The organism is Bradyrhizobium commune, from assembly GCF_015624505.1.
GTDB classification, from domain to species: domain Bacteria; phylum Pseudomonadota; class Alphaproteobacteria; order Rhizobiales; family Xanthobacteraceae; genus Bradyrhizobium; species Bradyrhizobium commune.
Genome location: NZ_CP061379.1, coordinates 4619848 through 4635694, shown reverse-complemented (window position 1 = coordinate 4635694; position 15847 = coordinate 4619848). Strand labels below are relative to the sequence as shown.

Sequence of the window (15847 nt, the reverse complement as noted above, 5' to 3'; positions counted from 1 at the left end):
CAGCACCGCGACCATGCGGTCGCAAAAATTCCAAGTCGCTCAAATTCCAAGTCGCGACGATACCGTTTGTACACAAACGTGCAAGCCGGCATGCCGCAGTGCAGCGCAACTGCCTGCTTTGTGAACAAAGCCGGGAGGCAAATGAGGTTTTATTCGGCAGCAGTGTCTTTTCGCGGGTGGCGCCGCTTGACAGCACTCGGGACCGCGCGCAACATCGTTCGTATACGAATGATAACGCGTCGTGATCCACTGGTTTGCACATGGTGACTGAAACGACGAGCGCCGCCACCGACAAGATCCGCTGCGATGCCTGTCCGGTGATGTGCTACATCAAGCCGGGCGCGGCGGGCGCCTGCGACCGCTATGCCAATCACGAGGGCAAGCTCGTTCGCGTCGATCCGCACATCATCCTCGAGCGCACGGTGTCGCAGGGCGGCAAGCTGGTGCCGTTCAGTCGCACCGAAGACTGGGACGGCAAGCTCGTCCACGAGCCCTCGACCTTCGTGACCGCGATCGGCGCGGGCACGACCTATCCCGACTACAAGCCGGCGCCGTTCATCGTCTCGTCGGAAGTCGACGGCGTCGACATGGTGACCGTCGTCACCGAAGGCATCTTCTCCTATTGCGGCATCAAGGTGAAGATCGACACCGACCGCTATCTCGGCCCGGAGACCGCAACCGTGCGCGCACAGGGCGAGGCGGTCGGTCACGTCACCACCAGCGAATACGGCTCGCAAATGCTGTCGCTCGGCGGCGTGCATCATCTGACCGGCGGCTCCAAGAAGCAGGGTCGCGTCACCTGCGACACGCTGATGGACCTTGCCAATTGCAAGGCGGTGGAGCTGACCATCGACGGCGGTGCGAATGTGGTGGTGCAGGCCGGCCAGCCGCCGATCGTCAACGGCGCAAAAGAAGAGCGCATGCGCGTCGGCTGTGGCTCGGCGACGATCGGCATGTTCGCCAAGCAATGGCACGGCAGGGTCGACGAGGTCGTCGTGGTCGACGATCACATCACCGGCGTGCTCAGTGAGCATCAGGCCGGCAAGCTGCTCGACATTGCCGATACCGGCATCAAGATGAAGGGCCGCCGCTCGACCCCCGGCCGTTATTTCCAGGTCGCCGATCCCGGCACGGGATGGGGCGGGACCAACATCTCCGATCCGCTCGCGATCCTCGGGCCGTTCGACGCCAAGGAGGCCAAGCCGGGCCTTTCCATGCTGATGGTGTCCACCACCGGCGAGCATTCGTCCTACTACGTGCTCGACGAGGCCTTGAAGCCGATCGAGACCGAGATGCCGGCCGATCTGAAGTTCTCAGTCGAGCGCATCCAGGAGAATTGCGAGCCGGCGCTGTGCACGGTGCTGTTCATGGCGGGTGCCGGCGGCTCGCTGCGCGCGGGTGTGACCGACAACCCGGTGCGGCTGACGCGCTCGGTGAAGGATGCGTTGACACGCGTCACCAGCGGTGGCGCGGCGGTCTATGTCTGGCCGGGCGGCGGCATCACTTACATGGTCGACGTGACGCAGATGCCGGCCGGCGCATTCGGCTATGTGCCGACGCCGGCGCTGGTCGCGCCGATCGAGTTCACGATGAAGCTGTCCGACTATGCCGCTCTCGGCGGCCACATGGATTATGTGAAGCCGCTGTCCGAGGTGAGGGGCGGCGACGATGTCCGCCAGGTGCCCTGGCAGAACCCGATTCCGGGACGGCGGACATGACGCGGCTCCCGCAAATCGCGTTGCTGTCTGATGGCCGGCGGCTGCATTTGCAGGATGGACCGATTGATCTGATCGTTGAGGCGAGGGGAGACGCGAGCGAGGTGCGCGCAGCCTACGAGGCAGCCGCGCGGCGTTTCACCGGCCTGCTCGACGAGCTTTGCGCCGAGCTGGTGGAATTGCGCAAGGCGGTGGAACCAGGAAACTGTTTGCTCAACGGTGTTGTTGCGCGCCGGATGCATGCCGCCGTCGCGCCCTATGCCGCCGATTGCTTCATCACGCCGATGGCCGCGGTGGCCGGCAGCGTGGCGGAGGAAATTCTGGGTGCAATGCTGGCTGCGGCATCGCTTGATCAGGCTTATGTGAACAATGGCGGCGATATTGCGCTTCATCTTGGCGAGGGTGAGCTTTTTTCGGTCGGCTTGATCGATCGCCCCGATGGCAGCGGCGTGATGCGGGCCATGAAGATTGACGCGAATGACCCCGTGCGGGGGATCGCGACCAGCGGACGACACGGCCGCAGCTTTTCGCTCGGCATCGCAGATGCTGTGACGGCGCTGGCGGTAACCGCATCGCAGGCCGACGCGGCGGCGACAATCATCGCCAACGCCGTCGATCTGCCCGGGCATCAAGCGATCATTCGGGAGCCCGCGAACGCGCTTCAACCCGACAGCGATCTCGGCGCGCGTCTCGTCACGCGCGACGTCGGTGAGTTGTCGCAGAGCGAGATCGCTCTCGCGCTGGAATCTGGCGCGGAATGTGCACGGCAATTGTTCGACCGCGGCTTGATCGAGGGTGCCGTGTTGCAGCTGTGTGGTGATATGCTTGTCATCGGAACCAAAGATATTGAACGGCAACGACCGCACCCGGCGGTGCTGGAGAATGCGGTTCATGCCTGATCGGGGAAGCGAAACATGAGCGCGATCATCCGCAAGATCGTCACCGTGGTCGAAGAGACGCAGATGGAGATGGGCCGCCAGGTCTCGCCCCCGACCCGGCGCGCGGCGGCGATCGCCGTGATCGAAAATCCCTTTGCCGGAAAATATGTCGAGGACCTTTCGCCGCTGATCGCGATCGGCGAGGAGCTCGGCGAGCTGCTGTCGAAGCGCGCGGTGGCGGCGCTCGGCATCGACGGCGCGAAGGCGCAGAGCTATGGCAAGGCCGCGGCCGTCGGCGAGAACGGCGAGCTGGAACACGCCGCCGCGATCCTTCACCCGAAGATGGGCGCGCCGGTGCGTAAAGTTCTGAGCAAGGGCGCGGCGCTGATTCCGTCGTCGAAGAAGCGCAGCGGTCCCGGCACCACGCTGGACATTCCGCTTGGCCACAAGGATGCGGCCTTCGTGCGCAGTCATTTCGACGGCATGGAGGTGCAGATCAACGACGCGCCGCGCGCCAACGAGATCATGGTCGCGGTCGCCGTCACCGACAGCGGCCGTCCGTTGCCGCGCGTCGGCGGTTTGACGGTCGCTGAGATCAAGGGCGAAGACGGTTTGAAATAGAAGACGCTACAGAGTTCAAAACTGGAGGTTGGGATGCGAGCAAGAAATTACTTCGTCGGCGCGGCGTTCGCGCTTCTGGCGGGCGGCATGGCCCATTCGGCCATGGCGCAGGAGATCAAGATCGGCGAGATCAACAGCTACTCGCTGCTGCCGGCCTTCACCGAGCCCTATCGCAAGGGCTGGCAGCTCGCGGTTGAAGAGATCAATGCGGCGGGTGGCATCAACGGCAAGAAGCTCGTTGTGATTTCCAAGGACGACGGCGGCAAGCCGGCGGATGCGCAGACCGCGGCCAACGAGCTCGTTTCCAGCGAGGGCGTCGCGATGCTGACGGGCACGTTCCTGTCGAACATCGGTCTTGCGGTCTCTGACTTCGCCAACCAGAAGAAGGTGTTTTTCCTCGCGGCCGAGCCGCTGACGGACGCCGTCACCTGGTCGAAGGGCAACAAGTACACCTTCCGCCTGCGCCCCTCCAACTACATGCAGGCCGCGATGCTGGTCGAGGCCGCGGCCAAGCTGCCGGCAAAGCGCTGGGCGACGATCGCGCCGAACTACGAATACGGCCAGTCGGCGGTTGCCGTGTTCAAGAAGCTGATGTCGGAGAAGCGTCCCGACATCCAGTGGGTCGACGAGCAGTGGCCGCCGCAGGGCAAGATCGACGCCGGTCCGGTGGTACAGGCCGTTGCCGCAGCCAATCCCGAGGCGATCCTCAACGTCACCTTCGGCGCCGACCTCGTCAAGCTCGTGCGCGAAGGCAACACCCGCGGCCTGTTCAAGGGGCGTGAGGTCGTGTCGTTTCTGACCGGCGAGCCTGAATATCTCGATCCGCTCAAGGAGGAGACGCCGGAGGGGTGGATCGTCACCGGCTATCCCTGGTACTCGATCAAGACTCCCGAGCACGACGCGTTCCTGAAGGCCTATCAGGCCAAGTACAACGATTATCCGCGTCTCGGCTCGATCGTCGGCTACCAGACCATCAAGTCGGCGGCTGCGATTCTCGCAAAAGCCGGCTCGACCGATCCGGAGAAGCTGATCGCGGCGGCTGAAGGGCTGTCGGTCGGCTCGCCGCTCGGCGAGATCACCTTCCGCAAGATCGACCACCAGTCGACGCTCGGTGCCTATGTCGGCAAGACTGCGCTCAAGGACGGCAAGGGCGTGATGGTAGATTCGTCCTACAAGAAGGGCTCGGACTATCTGCCGAGCGACGCCGAAGTCGAGAAGATGCGCCCGAAGGATTGATCTCTCTTTATCTCTCCCTCTCCCCGCTCGCGGGGAGAGGTGATCTGAACACCAACCCGGACCGCCGATGGCCTTTTACGTCGTACAGTTTCTGACCGGTCTCGCCAGCGCAGCGTCGCTGTTCCTGGTGGCCTCGGGCCTGTCGATCATCTTCGGCGTGACTAGGATCGTGAATTTCGCGCACGGCGCCTTCTACATGATCGGCGCCTACATCGCCTTCACGCTGACGGAGCACCTCGCGGGCGCCTTCGGCTTCTGGGGCGCGATCGTGCTGGCGGCGATTGCGGTGGCGCTGATCGGCGTGCTGGTCGAGATGGTGCTGCTCCGGCGGATCTACCACGCGCCGGAACTGTTCCAGCTGCTCGCGACTTTCGGCCTGACCTTGATGGTCGAGGATCTCGTGGTGCTGATCTGGGGGCCTGACGATCTCGTCGGCCGCCGCGCGCCGGGCTTCAAGGGCGCGATCGATTTCTTCGGCCAGAACATCCCGAGCTACGATTTGTTCCTGATCGTGCTCAGCCCGGTCGTGCTCGGCATTCTCTGGCTCTTGTTCCAGCGCACGCGCTGGGGCGTGCTGGTGCGCGCGGCGACCCAGGACCGCGACATGGTCGCAGCGCTCGGCGTCAACCAGAAATGGCTGTTCACGAGCGTGTTCGCCGTCGGCGTCTTCCTCGCAGCCCTCGGCGGTGCGCTGCAGATCCCGCGCGATGCCGTGCATCATGCCATGGATCTGCGGATCATCGTTGACGTGTTCGTCGTGGTCGTGATCGGTGGGCTGGGCAGCATCGTCGGCGCGTTCGTTGCAGCCGTGCTGGTGTCCGAGCTCAACGCCTTCGGCATCCTGATCTTTCCAAAAATCTCGATCATTCTGGTCTTCCTGGTGATGGCGGTGGTGCTGATCGTCCGGCCTTGGGGCCTGTTCGGCAAGGCCGAGGCGCCGGCGCGCAAGACGCCGGGTCTCACCGTCAATCCGTGGCGACCGTTGACGTCGAACGAGCGGCTGGCCGCGCTGGCGGCGCTCGTCCTCGCGGCAACGCTGCCGCTGTTCGCCGGCAATTATGCGCTGACCGTCGGCTCGGAGATCGCGATCTTCGTGATCTTCGCCGTCTCCTTGCATTTCCTGATGTCGGTCGGCGGCCTCGCGTCGTTCGGCCATGCCGCCTATTTCGGGCTCGGCGCCTATGGCATCGCCTTCCTCGCCAAGATGGCGGGGCTGCCGATGATCGTCTGCCTGCTGCTCGGGCCGCTGCTTGGCTGCATGGGTGCGGCCGTGTTCGGCTTCTTCGCGGTGCAGCTTTCCGGCGTCTATTTCGCGATGCTGACGCTCGCCTTCGCGCAGATCGTGTGGTCGATCGCGTTCCAGTGGGTGAGCGTGACCGGCGGTGACAACGGCATTCTGGGCGTCTGGCCCGAGAAGTGGGCGGCGAGCCCCTCGCATTTCTACTGGCTGGCGCTGGGCGTCGCGGCGCTGGTGACGATCGCCTTGCGGATCGCGGTGTTCTCGCCGTTCGGCTACGCGCTGCGTGCCACGAGGGATTCGCTTCTCCGCAGTGAGGCGGTCGGCATCAACGCCAAGCGCATTCAGTGGACGGCCTTCGTGATCGCGGGAACGGCCGCCGGCATTGGCGGCGCGCTGTTTGCCTACCTTAAGGGCAGCGTCTTCCCGGACAATCTCGGCATCTCGCTCTCGGTCGATGCGCTGGTCATGGTGCTGCTCGGCGGCGTCGAGACTGTGTCGGGCGCGGTGATCGGTGCGATCGTCTACAAGGCTTTGAACATCTGGCTTGTCAGCCAGACCGATCTGTCAAAGCTCGTGCTCGGCGGCTTCATCGTGCTGATCGTCGTCGTCTTCCCCAAGGGCATCGTCGGCATGCTGGAGCTACTGGCGCAGCGCCGCAGGAAGTCCTCGCCGCCGGGATCATCTCTGTTGGCCAAGCCGATCGAGTCCGCCGAATGAGCGTCGCACCCCCACTTCTCGCGGTCGAAGGCCTGACCAAATCCTATGGCGGCATCCATGCCGTGCGCGGCGTCTCGTTCTCGCTACGCGCCGGTGAGATTTTGGCGCTGATTGGACCGAACGGCGCAGGCAAGAGCACCTGTTTCGACATGCTCAACGGCCAGAACAAGCCTGATACCGGCCACGTCCGCCTGCTTGGCGAAGAAACCACCGGCAAGAAGCCGCGCGAGATCTGGCGGCTGGGCGTCGGTCGCACCTTCCAGATCACCGCGACGTTCGCAACCATGACCGTGCGCGAGAACGTGCAGGTCGCTTTGATCTCGCATGAAAAGCAGTTGTTCAATCTCTGGGGCTCAGCGCCGAATTTCGATCGCGGCGAGGCTGGCCGGCTGCTCGAGCTCGTCGGCATGGGAGGCTATGCGGATCGCCCCTGCGGCGAGCTCGCCTATGGCGATCTCAAGCGGCTTGAGCTTGCAGTGGCGCTCGCCAACGAGCCAAAGCTCCTGCTGATGGACGAGCCGACCGCCGGCATGGCGCCGCGCGAGCGCGTCGAGCTGATGCGGCTCACCGCGCGAATCGCGCGGGAAAAGTCGATCGGTGTGCTCTTCACCGAGCACGACATGGATGTGGTGTTCGAGCACGCCGACCGCATCATCGTGCTCAACCGCGGCACGCTGATCGCCGAAGGCTCGCCGGCCGAGGTGCGCGGCAATCCGCAGGTGCAGGCGATCTATCTCGGCGAGGGCCTGCTTTACGAGGGCGGGCATCGCCAGGGGGCCTCGGCATGAAGCTCACGGTGCAGGACCTCAACAGCCATTACGGCCCGGCGCATATCCTGTTCGACATCGGTTTCGAGGTCGGCGAGGGCGAGGTGGTGGCGCTGCTCGGTCGCAACGGCGCCGGCAAGTCGACGACCTTCCGCTCGATCGTCGGCCTCGTGGCGCAGCGCTCCGGCCGCATCATGTTCGAGGGCAATGACGTCTCGGCCAAGCCGACGCACGAGATCGTGCGCGAGGGGCTTGGCTATGTGCCGGAAGAGCGGCGCATCTTCACCGATCTGACGGTGGAGGAGAATCTCGAAGTCGGCCGTCAGCCGAAGCGGCCGAATGCGCCGTACTGGACCCGCGAGAAGCTGTTCACGCTGTTTCCGAACTTGGGCGAGATGAAGAACCGCCCGGGCGGGCGCATGAGCGGCGGCGAGCAGCAGATGCTCACGATCGCGCGCACGCTGATGGGCAATCCGTCGCTGGTGCTGCTGGACGAACCCTCCGAAGGCCTGTCGCCCAAAATCGTGGAGCAGATGGTCGATGCCATCCTGACCATGAAGAAGGAGGGCGTGAGCATCGTCGTTTCCGAGCAGAATCTGCACTTCGCGCGGTTGATCTCCGATCGCGCCTACATCATCGAGCGCGGCCGCATCTGCTTCGGCGGCACCATGGCCGAGCTCGACGCGCGTCCGGATATCCGCGACGCGCATCTGTCCTTGTGAGGGCAAAGGGAAGGGCTGCGAGCGGATGGCGAGAAGCGTCACGGCGAAGAAGGGTGTCAAACCGGCGAAACCGCCATACGTGCTCGACGAGCAGGTCGGCTTCATCCTGCGCCAGGTCTGGCAGCGTCACAGCGCGATCTTCTCACGCGACATCGGCACCAATCTGACGCCGACGCAATGGGCGGCTCTGTCGAAGCTCGCCGAGACGGGGGCATGCTCGCAGAACCAGCTTGGGCGGCTGACGGCGATGGATGTCGCGACCATCAAGGGCGTGATCGACCGCCTGACGGCGCGCGGCCTGACCGAGACCAGCCAGGATCCGGAGGATGGCCGGCGCCTGCTGGTGAGCCTGACGCGCGCCGGGCAGCAGCTTGCGGAAAAGCTCGCATCAAATGCACTCGCGATTACGCGGGAGACTCTCGCGCCGCTTGATGCGAAAGAGCGCGAGACGCTGATGGGGCTTCTCAATAAGCTGAGGTGATCTCGTGGGGTGGGCAAAGGCGCGTTTGCGCCGCGCCCACCATCTTTCGTCAGGGAGCAACGGTGGGCGCGCTTCGCTTTGCCCACCCTACGGCACCGTTTTCCCGCGCCTACTTCGCCACCACCTCCGGCACCTTGCCGGCCGGTGGCGTATTCCGGCTGCGCTGGGTGCGCACGATGCCGTCGATGATGGTCATGCCGATGCCGGGGAGGTCGCCGAGCTGGACGCTGTCCAGGATGTTCTTGCCGGGCGAGTGCTGCGCCTTGTCCATGAGAACGAAATCGGCGGCGCGGCCAACCTCGATCAGGCCGCAATCGAGCGCGCGCATCCGCGCGGTGTTGCCGGTGGCCAGACAAAATGCGATCTCGGCCGGCAACTCGCCGAGCGAGGACAGCATCGAGACCATGCGCAAAATGCCAAGCGGCTGCACGCCGGAGCCGGCCGGCCCGTCGGTGCCCAGGATGACGCGGTGCAGGTCGCCCATTTCGCGCGCGATGCGCAGGGTGTAGAGCGCCGAGCGCTCATTGCCGTTATGGACGATCTCGAGCCCGCGCTTGCAGCCCTCGCAGATGCAGCGGATCTGGTCGTCGGGCAGCGCCGTGTGGCCACCATTGATGTGGCCGACCACGTCGGTGTCGGCCTCCAGCACCACGTCCTTGTCGATCAGGCCGGAGCCGGGGATCGAGGGACCGCCGGTGTGGATCGTGCTCTGGATGCCGTATTTGCGCGCCCAGCCCACCATCTTGCGCGCGGTCGGTCCGTCCTTGACGCCGCCCAAGCCGACCTCGCCGAGCAGCTTGACGCCGGCCGCAGCCAGCTCCTTGAAGTCCTCCTCGACCATCTCGCATTCGATCACCGGCGCGCCGGCGTGAACCTTCACGCCACCCGGACGCAATGTCCAGAACGCGCGCTGCGCGAAGATTGCCATCGCCTTCAGACCCACGACGTCGCGGGGGCGGCCGGGCATGTGCACTTCGCCGGCCGAGATCATGGTGGTAATGCCGCCATGGAGGGAGCTGTCGATCCAGTTGATCTGGTTCTGGCGCGGCGTCCAGTCGCCGGCGACGGGGTGGACGTGGCTGTCGATCAGGCCGGGGGTGACCGTGGTGCCGTTGGCATCGACGATGGTGGTCGCGCCTTCGGTGTCGAGATCCTTGAAACGGCCGATCGCGGTGATCTTGCCATTCTCGGCGACGATGGTGTCGCCGTCCAGGATCGGCTTTTCCAGCGCGCCCGACAGGATCAGGCCGATATTGCGGATCACGAGCTTCGAGGGTCCGGTGGCCTGGGGTGCGTCATGCGCCATGGAAGGGGGTCCTTGTCCTTAACTGCAACGCTGTCGATCTTGGGCAGCCTTGACCGCGGGATCAAGCCGGATTATTCATTAGTATACGAATGATCGTGTACTAATGATGCATAGCTGACCGCCTCGGAACCGCAAGCAAGCGACAGGGAAGGGTGAGATGAGCAATTTCAATCAGGAAAGCGTTTTGAGCGTCCACCATTGGACCGATACGCTGTTTTCCTTCAAGACCACCCGCAGCCCGACCTTCCGCTTCCGCAACGGCGAATTCACCATGATCGGGCTCAAGGTGGGAGAGAAGCCGCTGCTGCGGGCCTACAGCGTTGCCAGCGCCAATTACGAGGACACCCTCGAGTTCTTCTCGATCAAGGTGCCGGACGGCCCGCTCACCTCGCGCCTCCAGCATCTGAAGGAAGGCGACGAGATCATCGTCAGCCGCAAGGCCACCGGCACACTGGTGATCGACAATCTGGAGGACGGTCGCAATCTCTATCTGATCGGCACCGGCACGGGGCTGGCGCCGTTCCTGAGCGTGATCAAGGATCCCGAGACCTATGAGCGGTTCGAGAAGGTCGTGCTGCTGCATGGCTGCCGGCACGTCAAGGAGCTCGCCTATGGCGAGATGATCACCGAGCACCTGCCGAAGGACGAGATGCTCGGCGAGTACATCCAGAACCAGCTAATCTACTACCCGACCGTGACGCGCGATCCCTTCCGCAACCGCGGCCGCATCACCGACCTCATCACCTCAGGCAAGCTGTTCGCCGACATCGGCCTGCCAGCGCTCGAAGCGGCCCATGACCGCGTCATGATCTGCGGCAGCCCGGCGCTGGTGGCGGACACCCGCGTGCTGCTGGGCGAGCGCGGCTTCGTCGAGGGCAATCACGGCGAGCCGGCCCAGTTCGTGGTCGAAAAGGCGTTTGCCGAGCGCTAGAAGCGAGATCCCTGCGCATTAAGACCGCATTTTCGCCGCCGCGTGGGCGTTGCGGCGCCGATTCGGCGCGCGATACACTGTGGGCGCGAATCAGCGGAGTTCCCACATGGTTGCGGACAGCGACAGCAACATCGCCTGGCACCGGGTTCAGTTGAAGAAGAATCGCGCCGAGTTGAAGGTGCTCGAGACCGCGCGCTTTACGATGGGCGAGATCGCGTCGTCGAAGCGGAACGGCCAGACCCAGAAGGCGACCGCGGACCTCAAGCGCAAGATCGCGCAGTCCGAGCGCGCGATTGCCGATCACGACAGGCGCACGCGCCGGCCGCTCGGCACCGATTTGCAAAGCCTCAGCAATGGCAGCTGGAGCCATTGGGACGCCTACACCAATCAGCAGCAGCGCAAGACCGGCCAGCGCTCGTCCGGACGTGGCTAGGCCTGTCGCCAGTTCGTTTGTGCCGGCTGGCCGGTTCCAGCCCTTGCGCGCCGGCCCGCGCGCACCATCTGCTTGAGGCGCCACCAACCAATCCGGTGATCCCATGGCACCGCGCCTCGATTTCACCAGCGAGGCCTTCTTCCGCGATCCGCCCAAGGCGATCGCGACGCTACGCGCGTCCGGGCCCGTGGTCGCGGCGCGTTTTCCGCTGGTCGGCGACGTCTGGATCACCACGACGCACGATGCCGCCGCCCAGGTGCTGAAGGACGGCGCGACGTTCACGCTGCGCAAGGAGGACGGCGACGTCGCTGGCCTGCGCTGGTGGATGCCGAGACTGGTCAGGACCATCGCCAACAACATGCTGACGATGGACGAGCCGGACCACACGAGGCTGCGCAGCATCGTCGACGAAGCCTTTCGCCGCCGCGCCATCGTCGCGATGGAACCGCGCATTCGCGCCATTGCCGACGCGCTCGCAGATGAGCTGTTCGCGACGGGAAGCCCGGCCGATCTCGTTCAGGGTTACGCGCGCATCCTTCCGCTCTCGGTGATCTCGGAGCTGCTGGGTCTGCCGCATGCCGACCGGCCCCGCTTTATCGCCTGGGCCAACGCGATGTCCTCGCTGACGAATGTGGTGAGCTTCTTCCGCCTGATGTTTGCCTTCCGCAAGATGCGGGCCTATCTCGAGCAGCAATTGCAGATCGCGCGTGTGCAGGGCGGCGAGGGCCTGATCGCCGAGCTGGTCCAGGTCGAGCGCGAGGGCGGCCAGATCACGCCGGACGAGATGGTGTCGATGGTATTCCTGCTGCTCGCAGCCGGCTCGGAGACCACCACGCATCTCATCAGCGGATCGGTCTACGAGCTGCTCAGGAATCCCGGCTTGCGCGATTGGCTGGAAGAGGACTGGAGTCGCGCCGGGCTCGCCGTCGAGGAATTTTTGCGCTTCGTCTCACCGGTGCAGTTTTCGAAGCCGCGCTATGTGCGGCGCGATGTCGAGCTGGGGGGCGTGCGCCTGAACAAGGGCGATCGCGTCATGGTGATGCTGGCCGCGGCGAACGTCGATCCGGCGGTGCACGACGAGCCGGATCGGCTCGATCTCGAACGCAAGCCCAACCGCCACATCTCGTTCGGCACGGGAATCCATTTCCGCCTCGGCCATCAGCTTGCGCGGATTGAGGCGGCTTGCGCGCTGGAGGCGCTGTTTGTGCGCTGGCCGAAACTCGGTCTTGCCGTCGATCCTTCCGAGATTCATTGGCGCAAGCGGCCAGGCCTCCGTGCCATTGCCAGACTGCCGGTCATCGTCGCTGATCGTCAGCCCGTCGATTTCCGCGACGCGAGGATGTCGCGCTCCCAGCCGAACACGGATCGGCCATCGAGTTCTGGTGAGGCCGCGCGCTCGCCTGCGATATAGGCCTCGACCGATGGCCCGCGTGCGGTGCGTTCCAGTCGGCGCGCCTGGTCGTCGAGGCGCTTGATCGCCTGCATCTCTTCCTCACGCCCGAGCCTGGCGCTCTGGATCGCGCCTTTCAGCACGCGGATGGTCTCGTCATAGACCTTGATCGGAACGGGGTAGGGATGCCGGTCCTTGCCGCCATGGGCGAGCGAGAATCGCGCGGGATCCTTGAAGCGGTAGGGCGCGCCGTGCACGACCTCGGCGACCATCGCAAGCGAGCGCACGGTGCGTGCGCCGACTCCCGGCGTCAGCAACAGCTCCGGGAAGTCGACCGGGCCACGCTCAGCCGCCGCGGCCAATGTGCCGTGCAGGCGGCGCGCGAACACGTCCTTCGGTCGCACATCGTGATGCGCGGGCATGATCAGATGCGGCAGCATCGCTTGCGCCGGCTCGGGCGCAGTGCCGTTGAGCCGTTCGAACTCCGACACGATGCGGTCGGGGCCGAGATCCGTCAGCAGCTCAAGCTGCACGGTGCGCGAGGTGTCGGCGCGATGGTCGGTGAGATTGACGATTTCGCCCTGTTCGGGGCCGTCAATCGCACTGTGCGGCGCGTCGACAAAGCTCTTCAACGCCTCGGAATGCCAGTGATAGCGGCGCGCCTGCCGCTTGTCGCCGTTCATGCCCTGCTGCACCACCGTCCACTTCGCATCGGCGGTGACGAAGAAGCCGTGGAGATAGAGGTCAAAACCGTCCTGCACGGCCGCGCTATCCACTTTCGCCACCAGGCGGCTGGCACGCGTAAGTTTCGCTCCGTCAAAACCGACGCGATTGCCGAGCTGCAGCAATTCGTCAGGCGTCTTGCGCGAATGCTGACCGCGCCCGCCGCAGACATAGATGCCGAGCTCGTCCTGGAGCGGACCAAGCCCGCGCTTCAGCGCACCGATCACAGAGGTGGTGATGCCGGATGAGTGCCAGTCCATCCCCATCACCGCGCCGAACGACTGGAACCAGAATGGATGCGACAGCCGCTGGAGGAACGCATCGCGGCCGTAATGAAGCACGATCGCTTGCGTCACGATTGCGCCGAGTGACGCCATGCGGCTCGCGAGCCACGGCGGAACCCGTCCGGTGTGGAGAGGAAGATCGGCGCTGCCGGTACGTCTGGTCATCGTTGTCTCAAAATAGCGCAATTCGGCGACGGTTGCACCAGAGGAATGCTGCATTGCACGAGGCGGGGGAGCGAAGCCTGCTGCAATGCGTTGGCGAGAAGCGAATGCAATTCCGGGGACTTGAAATGAATCGGCAGAGTGTAATGACCGACATCGAAAAAATGTTCGGATGGATACCGTCATGGTTCATCGGTCTTTGCCTCGTCGCAGGCGCGATGTTGCTTGCTCTGTCGCTTTATCGGCTCGCGGTCTGGCTGCTCAACCGGACCTTCGGAACCCGGCTCCCGCTCATGAGCGTGTTCATCGAGCGCACGTCCGGGCCAGCCCAGCTGGCGCTGTGCCTTGCAGCTGTCGCGCTGGTTTTGCCGCTTGCACCGCTCGATGACGCGTTCCGCACGCCGCTGACGAGCCTGTTCGTGGTCGCCTTCATCGCTTTGATCGGCTGGATCTCGATCCGGATCGTCGACATGAGCGCGGCGCGGTACTTGCAGAATTTTCGCGACGTCACCGAGAATTTCATCGCGCGTAAGCACGTCACCCAGGTGCGGGTGTTCAAGCGCGTGACCGACACCATCATCGTCGTCATCACGGTCTCGACCGCGCTGATGACGTTCGATTCGGTGAGGCAATATGGCGTCAGCCTGTTCGCCTCCGCCGGTGCCGCCGGTATCATCGTCGGTCTTGCCGCGCGGCCGTTGCTCAGCAATCTGATCGCCGGTGTGCAGATCGCCATCACCCAGCCGATCCGGATCGAGGATGCGGTCATCATCGAGAACGAGTGGGGCTGGGTCGAGGACATTGCCTCGACCTATGTGGTGATCCGGCTGTGGGACTGGCGCCGCATGGTGGTGCCGTTGTCCTATTTCATCGAAAAGCCGTTCCAGAACTGGACGCGTGACACGGCTTCGCTGATCGGGGTGATCGCGCTCCATGTCGATTATCGCGCCGACGTCCCGCGCATCCGGCGCTGGCTGGAGGAGGCGGTGAAGGACTCGAAGCTGTGGGACGGCGCGGTGGTCAATCTCCAGGTGATCGACGCGGATTCACGCACCATCGAGCTTCGCGCGCTGGTCAGCGCACGCAATGCGCCGCAATCCTGGGACCTGCGTTGCGAGATGCGGGAGAGGCTGATCGCCTTCATTCGCGACGAGATGCCGGAAGCCCTGCCGCGCGAGCGCGCCATCCTGATTCCGTCGGGAGGCGGCGATGACGCCGATTTCCTTCAGCGAGCCGCTGTGCCCGAGAAGATGCGGGCTAACGCGCGCAATTGAATCCTAGTCGCGCGCTGGCTCCAGCGTCGTCAGCAGCTTGTGCAGCAGCCGCGTGGCGCGCTCGACCTCGGCTTCCGAAAGCCCGCCGAGGATCATCTTCTCGCCGGAGTCCAGCACCTCCGCCATGACGCGCTCGGCGAGTGTCCGTCCTTTGGCGGTCAAGCGCACCGGCTTGCTGCGCTTGTCGGCTGCATCCTCGGCCCGTGTGATCAGACCGCGCTCCTGCAAGGAATTGAGCACTTTGGTGAGCCCGCCCGATGAAATCAGGATTGCCGGATAGAGCTCCGTCGGGATCATCTCATAGGGCGGGGCGACGCCGCGCAGCGTGATCAGCACCTCGAACTCCATGAACGAGAGGTCGTGGGCGGCGATCCGCTGGGCCACGCTGTCCTGCATCAGGCTGTTGAGCCGATACACACGCACGATCAGCTCACCGACGGAGGTGACCGATTCCGGCCAATGCTTCTTCCGGATGGCGAGCAGCTTGTCCGCGGGATAGCGCGGTTCGGTCATCGGCCAGCCTCCTTACGAAGCGTTCATCTTACGAAGCGTTCATCTTACGAAGAGTTCATCGGTAGATGTCTTGCCAGAAAGATATCTGCGATATATCTTTCTAGAAAGATAACCGACCGGCTGCCGCCGGCCGGTGAGAATCTGGAAATCAGCCCGCCGCGCGCTGCAAGGCAACGCGCGAACGGGAGAGCTTTGCCAAACTGGAGCACGACATGATCAAGCGATATCTGACGCTGACCTTGACTGCGGCGGCGATCCTTGCCGCGCCGGCGGCCTTCGCCGAGAGCGGTCAGACCAAGACAACCGCCGCGGCCAAGACCGCCAGGCAGGCTGCCGCGCGACAGGCGTTCGGGGCCATGCCGGCCGGCACCGCGACGAATTCCGCTGCGGGCGTTGTCGTCGCCCGTCCGCCGGCGCAGCCGGGCGCCTGGTAAGTCTAGGAGCTGCGAAACGG

Annotated in this window: 16 protein-coding genes; 13 read left to right on the top strand and 3 right to left on the bottom strand. The window is 64.5% G+C overall.

The window, feature by feature from the left end; translation table 11 throughout:
• The first annotated feature begins 260 nt into the window (after nucleotides 1-260).
• The 8 genes from IC761_RS21960 (at nucleotide 261) to IC761_RS21925 (ending at nucleotide 8377) form a co-directional block, all read left to right on the top strand.
• Entirely contained in the window at nucleotides 261-1718 is a 1458-nt protein-coding gene (locus tag IC761_RS21960; protein WP_195798718.1) for a 6-hydroxynicotinate reductase, read from the top strand.
• Nucleotides 1715-2614, top strand: coding sequence for a UPF0280 family protein (locus IC761_RS21955; protein WP_195798717.1), 900 nt, complete (start codon nucleotides 1715-1717; stop codon nucleotides 2612-2614). The genes IC761_RS21960 and IC761_RS21955 overlap by 4 nt, the downstream gene beginning before the upstream one ends.
• Nucleotides 2615-2629: 15 nt before the next feature.
• A complete protein-coding gene (locus tag IC761_RS21950) occupies nucleotides 2630-3214 on the top strand; it encodes an amino acid synthesis family protein (RefSeq protein WP_195798716.1) in 585 nt (194 codons plus the stop codon).
• A gap of 33 nt (nucleotides 3215-3247) precedes the next feature.
• Nucleotides 3248-4450 (top strand): ABC transporter substrate-binding protein, encoded by a 1203-nt coding sequence (locus IC761_RS21945; protein ID WP_195798715.1) that lies wholly within the window; start codon nucleotides 3248-3250, stop codon nucleotides 4448-4450.
• A gap of 67 nt (nucleotides 4451-4517) precedes the next feature.
• Nucleotides 4518-6407 (top strand): ABC transporter permease, encoded by a 1890-nt coding sequence (locus IC761_RS21940; protein WP_195798714.1) that lies wholly within the window; start codon nucleotides 4518-4520, stop codon nucleotides 6405-6407.
• Complete coding sequence (locus tag IC761_RS21935; protein ID WP_195798713.1) at nucleotides 6404-7195, top strand: ABC transporter ATP-binding protein; 792 nt, start codon at nucleotides 6404-6406, stop codon at nucleotides 7193-7195. Before IC761_RS21940 ends, IC761_RS21935 begins: the two co-directional genes overlap by 4 nt.
• Complete coding sequence (locus IC761_RS21930; protein ID WP_195798712.1) at nucleotides 7192-7896, top strand: ABC transporter ATP-binding protein; 705 nt, start codon at nucleotides 7192-7194, stop codon at nucleotides 7894-7896. The genes IC761_RS21935 and IC761_RS21930 overlap by 4 nt, the downstream gene beginning before the upstream one ends.
• A gap of 25 nt (nucleotides 7897-7921) precedes the next feature.
• Nucleotides 7922-8377 carry a MarR family winged helix-turn-helix transcriptional regulator gene (locus IC761_RS21925; protein WP_195798711.1) on the top strand — a complete coding sequence of 152 codons (456 nt, stop codon included), beginning with the start codon at nucleotides 7922-7924 and terminating at the stop codon, nucleotides 8375-8377.
• A gap of 109 nt (nucleotides 8378-8486) precedes the next feature.
• On the opposite strand, the gene IC761_RS21920 is transcribed toward IC761_RS21925, so the two are convergent.
• Complete coding sequence (locus tag IC761_RS21920; protein WP_195798710.1) at nucleotides 8487-9683, bottom strand: amidohydrolase family protein; 1197 nt, start codon at nucleotides 9681-9683, stop codon at nucleotides 8487-8489.
• A 157-nt stretch (nucleotides 9684-9840) separates the two neighbouring features.
• Between IC761_RS21920 and IC761_RS21915 the strand changes: the two genes are divergently transcribed.
• The 3 genes from IC761_RS21915 (at nucleotide 9841) to IC761_RS21905 (ending at nucleotide 12458) form a co-directional block, all read left to right on the top strand.
• Nucleotides 9841-10614 carry a ferredoxin--NADP reductase gene (locus tag IC761_RS21915; protein WP_195798709.1) on the top strand — a complete coding sequence of 258 codons (774 nt, stop codon included), beginning with the start codon at nucleotides 9841-9843 and terminating at the stop codon, nucleotides 10612-10614.
• Nucleotides 10615-10720: 106 nt separating this feature from the next.
• Nucleotides 10721-11047 (top strand): hypothetical protein, encoded by a 327-nt coding sequence (locus IC761_RS21910; protein WP_195798708.1) that lies wholly within the window; start codon nucleotides 10721-10723, stop codon nucleotides 11045-11047.
• A 103-nt stretch (nucleotides 11048-11150) separates the two neighbouring features.
• Nucleotides 11151-12458, top strand: coding sequence for a cytochrome P450 (locus IC761_RS21905; RefSeq protein WP_195798707.1), 1308 nt, complete (start codon nucleotides 11151-11153; stop codon nucleotides 12456-12458).
• Here the strand turns inward: IC761_RS21905 and IC761_RS21900 are convergent.
• Nucleotides 12359-13609, bottom strand: a complete 1251-nt coding sequence (locus IC761_RS21900; RefSeq protein WP_195798706.1) for a DUF763 domain-containing protein — start codon at nucleotides 13607-13609, stop codon at nucleotides 12359-12361. The two genes, IC761_RS21905 and IC761_RS21900, sit on opposite strands and share 100 nt — an antisense overlap.
• 125 nt (nucleotides 13610-13734) lie before the next feature.
• Here IC761_RS21900 and IC761_RS21895 point away from each other — a divergent pair, with 125 nt between their 5' ends.
• A complete protein-coding gene (locus tag IC761_RS21895; RefSeq protein WP_195798705.1) occupies nucleotides 13735-14880 on the top strand; it encodes a mechanosensitive ion channel family protein in 1146 nt (381 codons plus the stop codon).
• A 3-nt stretch (nucleotides 14881-14883) separates the two neighbouring features.
• On the opposite strand, the gene IC761_RS21890 is transcribed toward IC761_RS21895, so the two are convergent.
• On the bottom strand, nucleotides 14884-15393 hold the full coding sequence (locus IC761_RS21890; RefSeq protein WP_195798704.1) for a MarR family winged helix-turn-helix transcriptional regulator: 510 nt from the start codon (nucleotides 15391-15393) through the stop codon (nucleotides 14884-14886).
• A 212-nt stretch (nucleotides 15394-15605) separates the two neighbouring features.
• Here IC761_RS21890 and IC761_RS21885 point away from each other — a divergent pair, with 212 nt between their 5' ends.
• Nucleotides 15606-15827, top strand: coding sequence for a hypothetical protein (locus IC761_RS21885; protein WP_195798703.1), 222 nt, complete (start codon nucleotides 15606-15608; stop codon nucleotides 15825-15827).
• Nucleotides 15828-15847: the final 20 nt, after the last annotated feature.

Excerpts from the sequence above, each read along its gene's own strand:
- IC761_RS21960 (WP_195798718.1), top strand. The coding sequence starts at position 261 with ATGGTGACTGAAACGACGAGCGCCGCCACCGACAAGATCCGCTGCGAT.
- IC761_RS21955 (WP_195798717.1), top strand. The coding sequence starts at position 1,715 with ATGACGCGGCTCCCGCAAATCGCGTTGCTGTCTGATGGCCGGCGGCTG.
- IC761_RS21950 (WP_195798716.1), top strand. The coding sequence starts at position 2,630 with ATGAGCGCGATCATCCGCAAGATCGTCACCGTGGTCGAAGAGACGCAG.
- IC761_RS21945 (WP_195798715.1), top strand. The coding sequence starts at position 3,248 with ATGCGAGCAAGAAATTACTTCGTCGGCGCGGCGTTCGCGCTTCTGGCG.
- IC761_RS21940 (WP_195798714.1), top strand. The coding sequence starts at position 4,518 with ATGGCCTTTTACGTCGTACAGTTTCTGACCGGTCTCGCCAGCGCAGCG.
- IC761_RS21935 (WP_195798713.1), top strand. The coding sequence starts at position 6,404 with ATGAGCGTCGCACCCCCACTTCTCGCGGTCGAAGGCCTGACCAAATCC.
- IC761_RS21930 (WP_195798712.1), top strand. The coding sequence starts at position 7,192 with ATGAAGCTCACGGTGCAGGACCTCAACAGCCATTACGGCCCGGCGCAT.
- IC761_RS21925 (WP_195798711.1), top strand. The coding sequence starts at position 7,922 with ATGGCGAGAAGCGTCACGGCGAAGAAGGGTGTCAAACCGGCGAAACCG.
- IC761_RS21920 (WP_195798710.1), bottom strand. The coding sequence starts at position 9,683 with ATGGCGCATGACGCACCCCAGGCCACCGGACCCTCGAAGCTCGTGATC.
- IC761_RS21915 (WP_195798709.1), top strand. The coding sequence starts at position 9,841 with ATGAGCAATTTCAATCAGGAAAGCGTTTTGAGCGTCCACCATTGGACC.
- IC761_RS21910 (WP_195798708.1), top strand. The coding sequence starts at position 10,721 with ATGGTTGCGGACAGCGACAGCAACATCGCCTGGCACCGGGTTCAGTTG.
- IC761_RS21905 (WP_195798707.1), top strand. The coding sequence starts at position 11,151 with ATGGCACCGCGCCTCGATTTCACCAGCGAGGCCTTCTTCCGCGATCCG.
- IC761_RS21900 (WP_195798706.1), bottom strand. The coding sequence starts at position 13,609 with ATGACCAGACGTACCGGCAGCGCCGATCTTCCTCTCCACACCGGACGG.
- IC761_RS21895 (WP_195798705.1), top strand. The coding sequence starts at position 13,735 with ATGAATCGGCAGAGTGTAATGACCGACATCGAAAAAATGTTCGGATGG.
- IC761_RS21890 (WP_195798704.1), bottom strand. The coding sequence starts at position 15,393 with ATGACCGAACCGCGCTATCCCGCGGACAAGCTGCTCGCCATCCGGAAG.
- IC761_RS21885 (WP_195798703.1), top strand. The coding sequence starts at position 15,606 with ATGATCAAGCGATATCTGACGCTGACCTTGACTGCGGCGGCGATCCTT.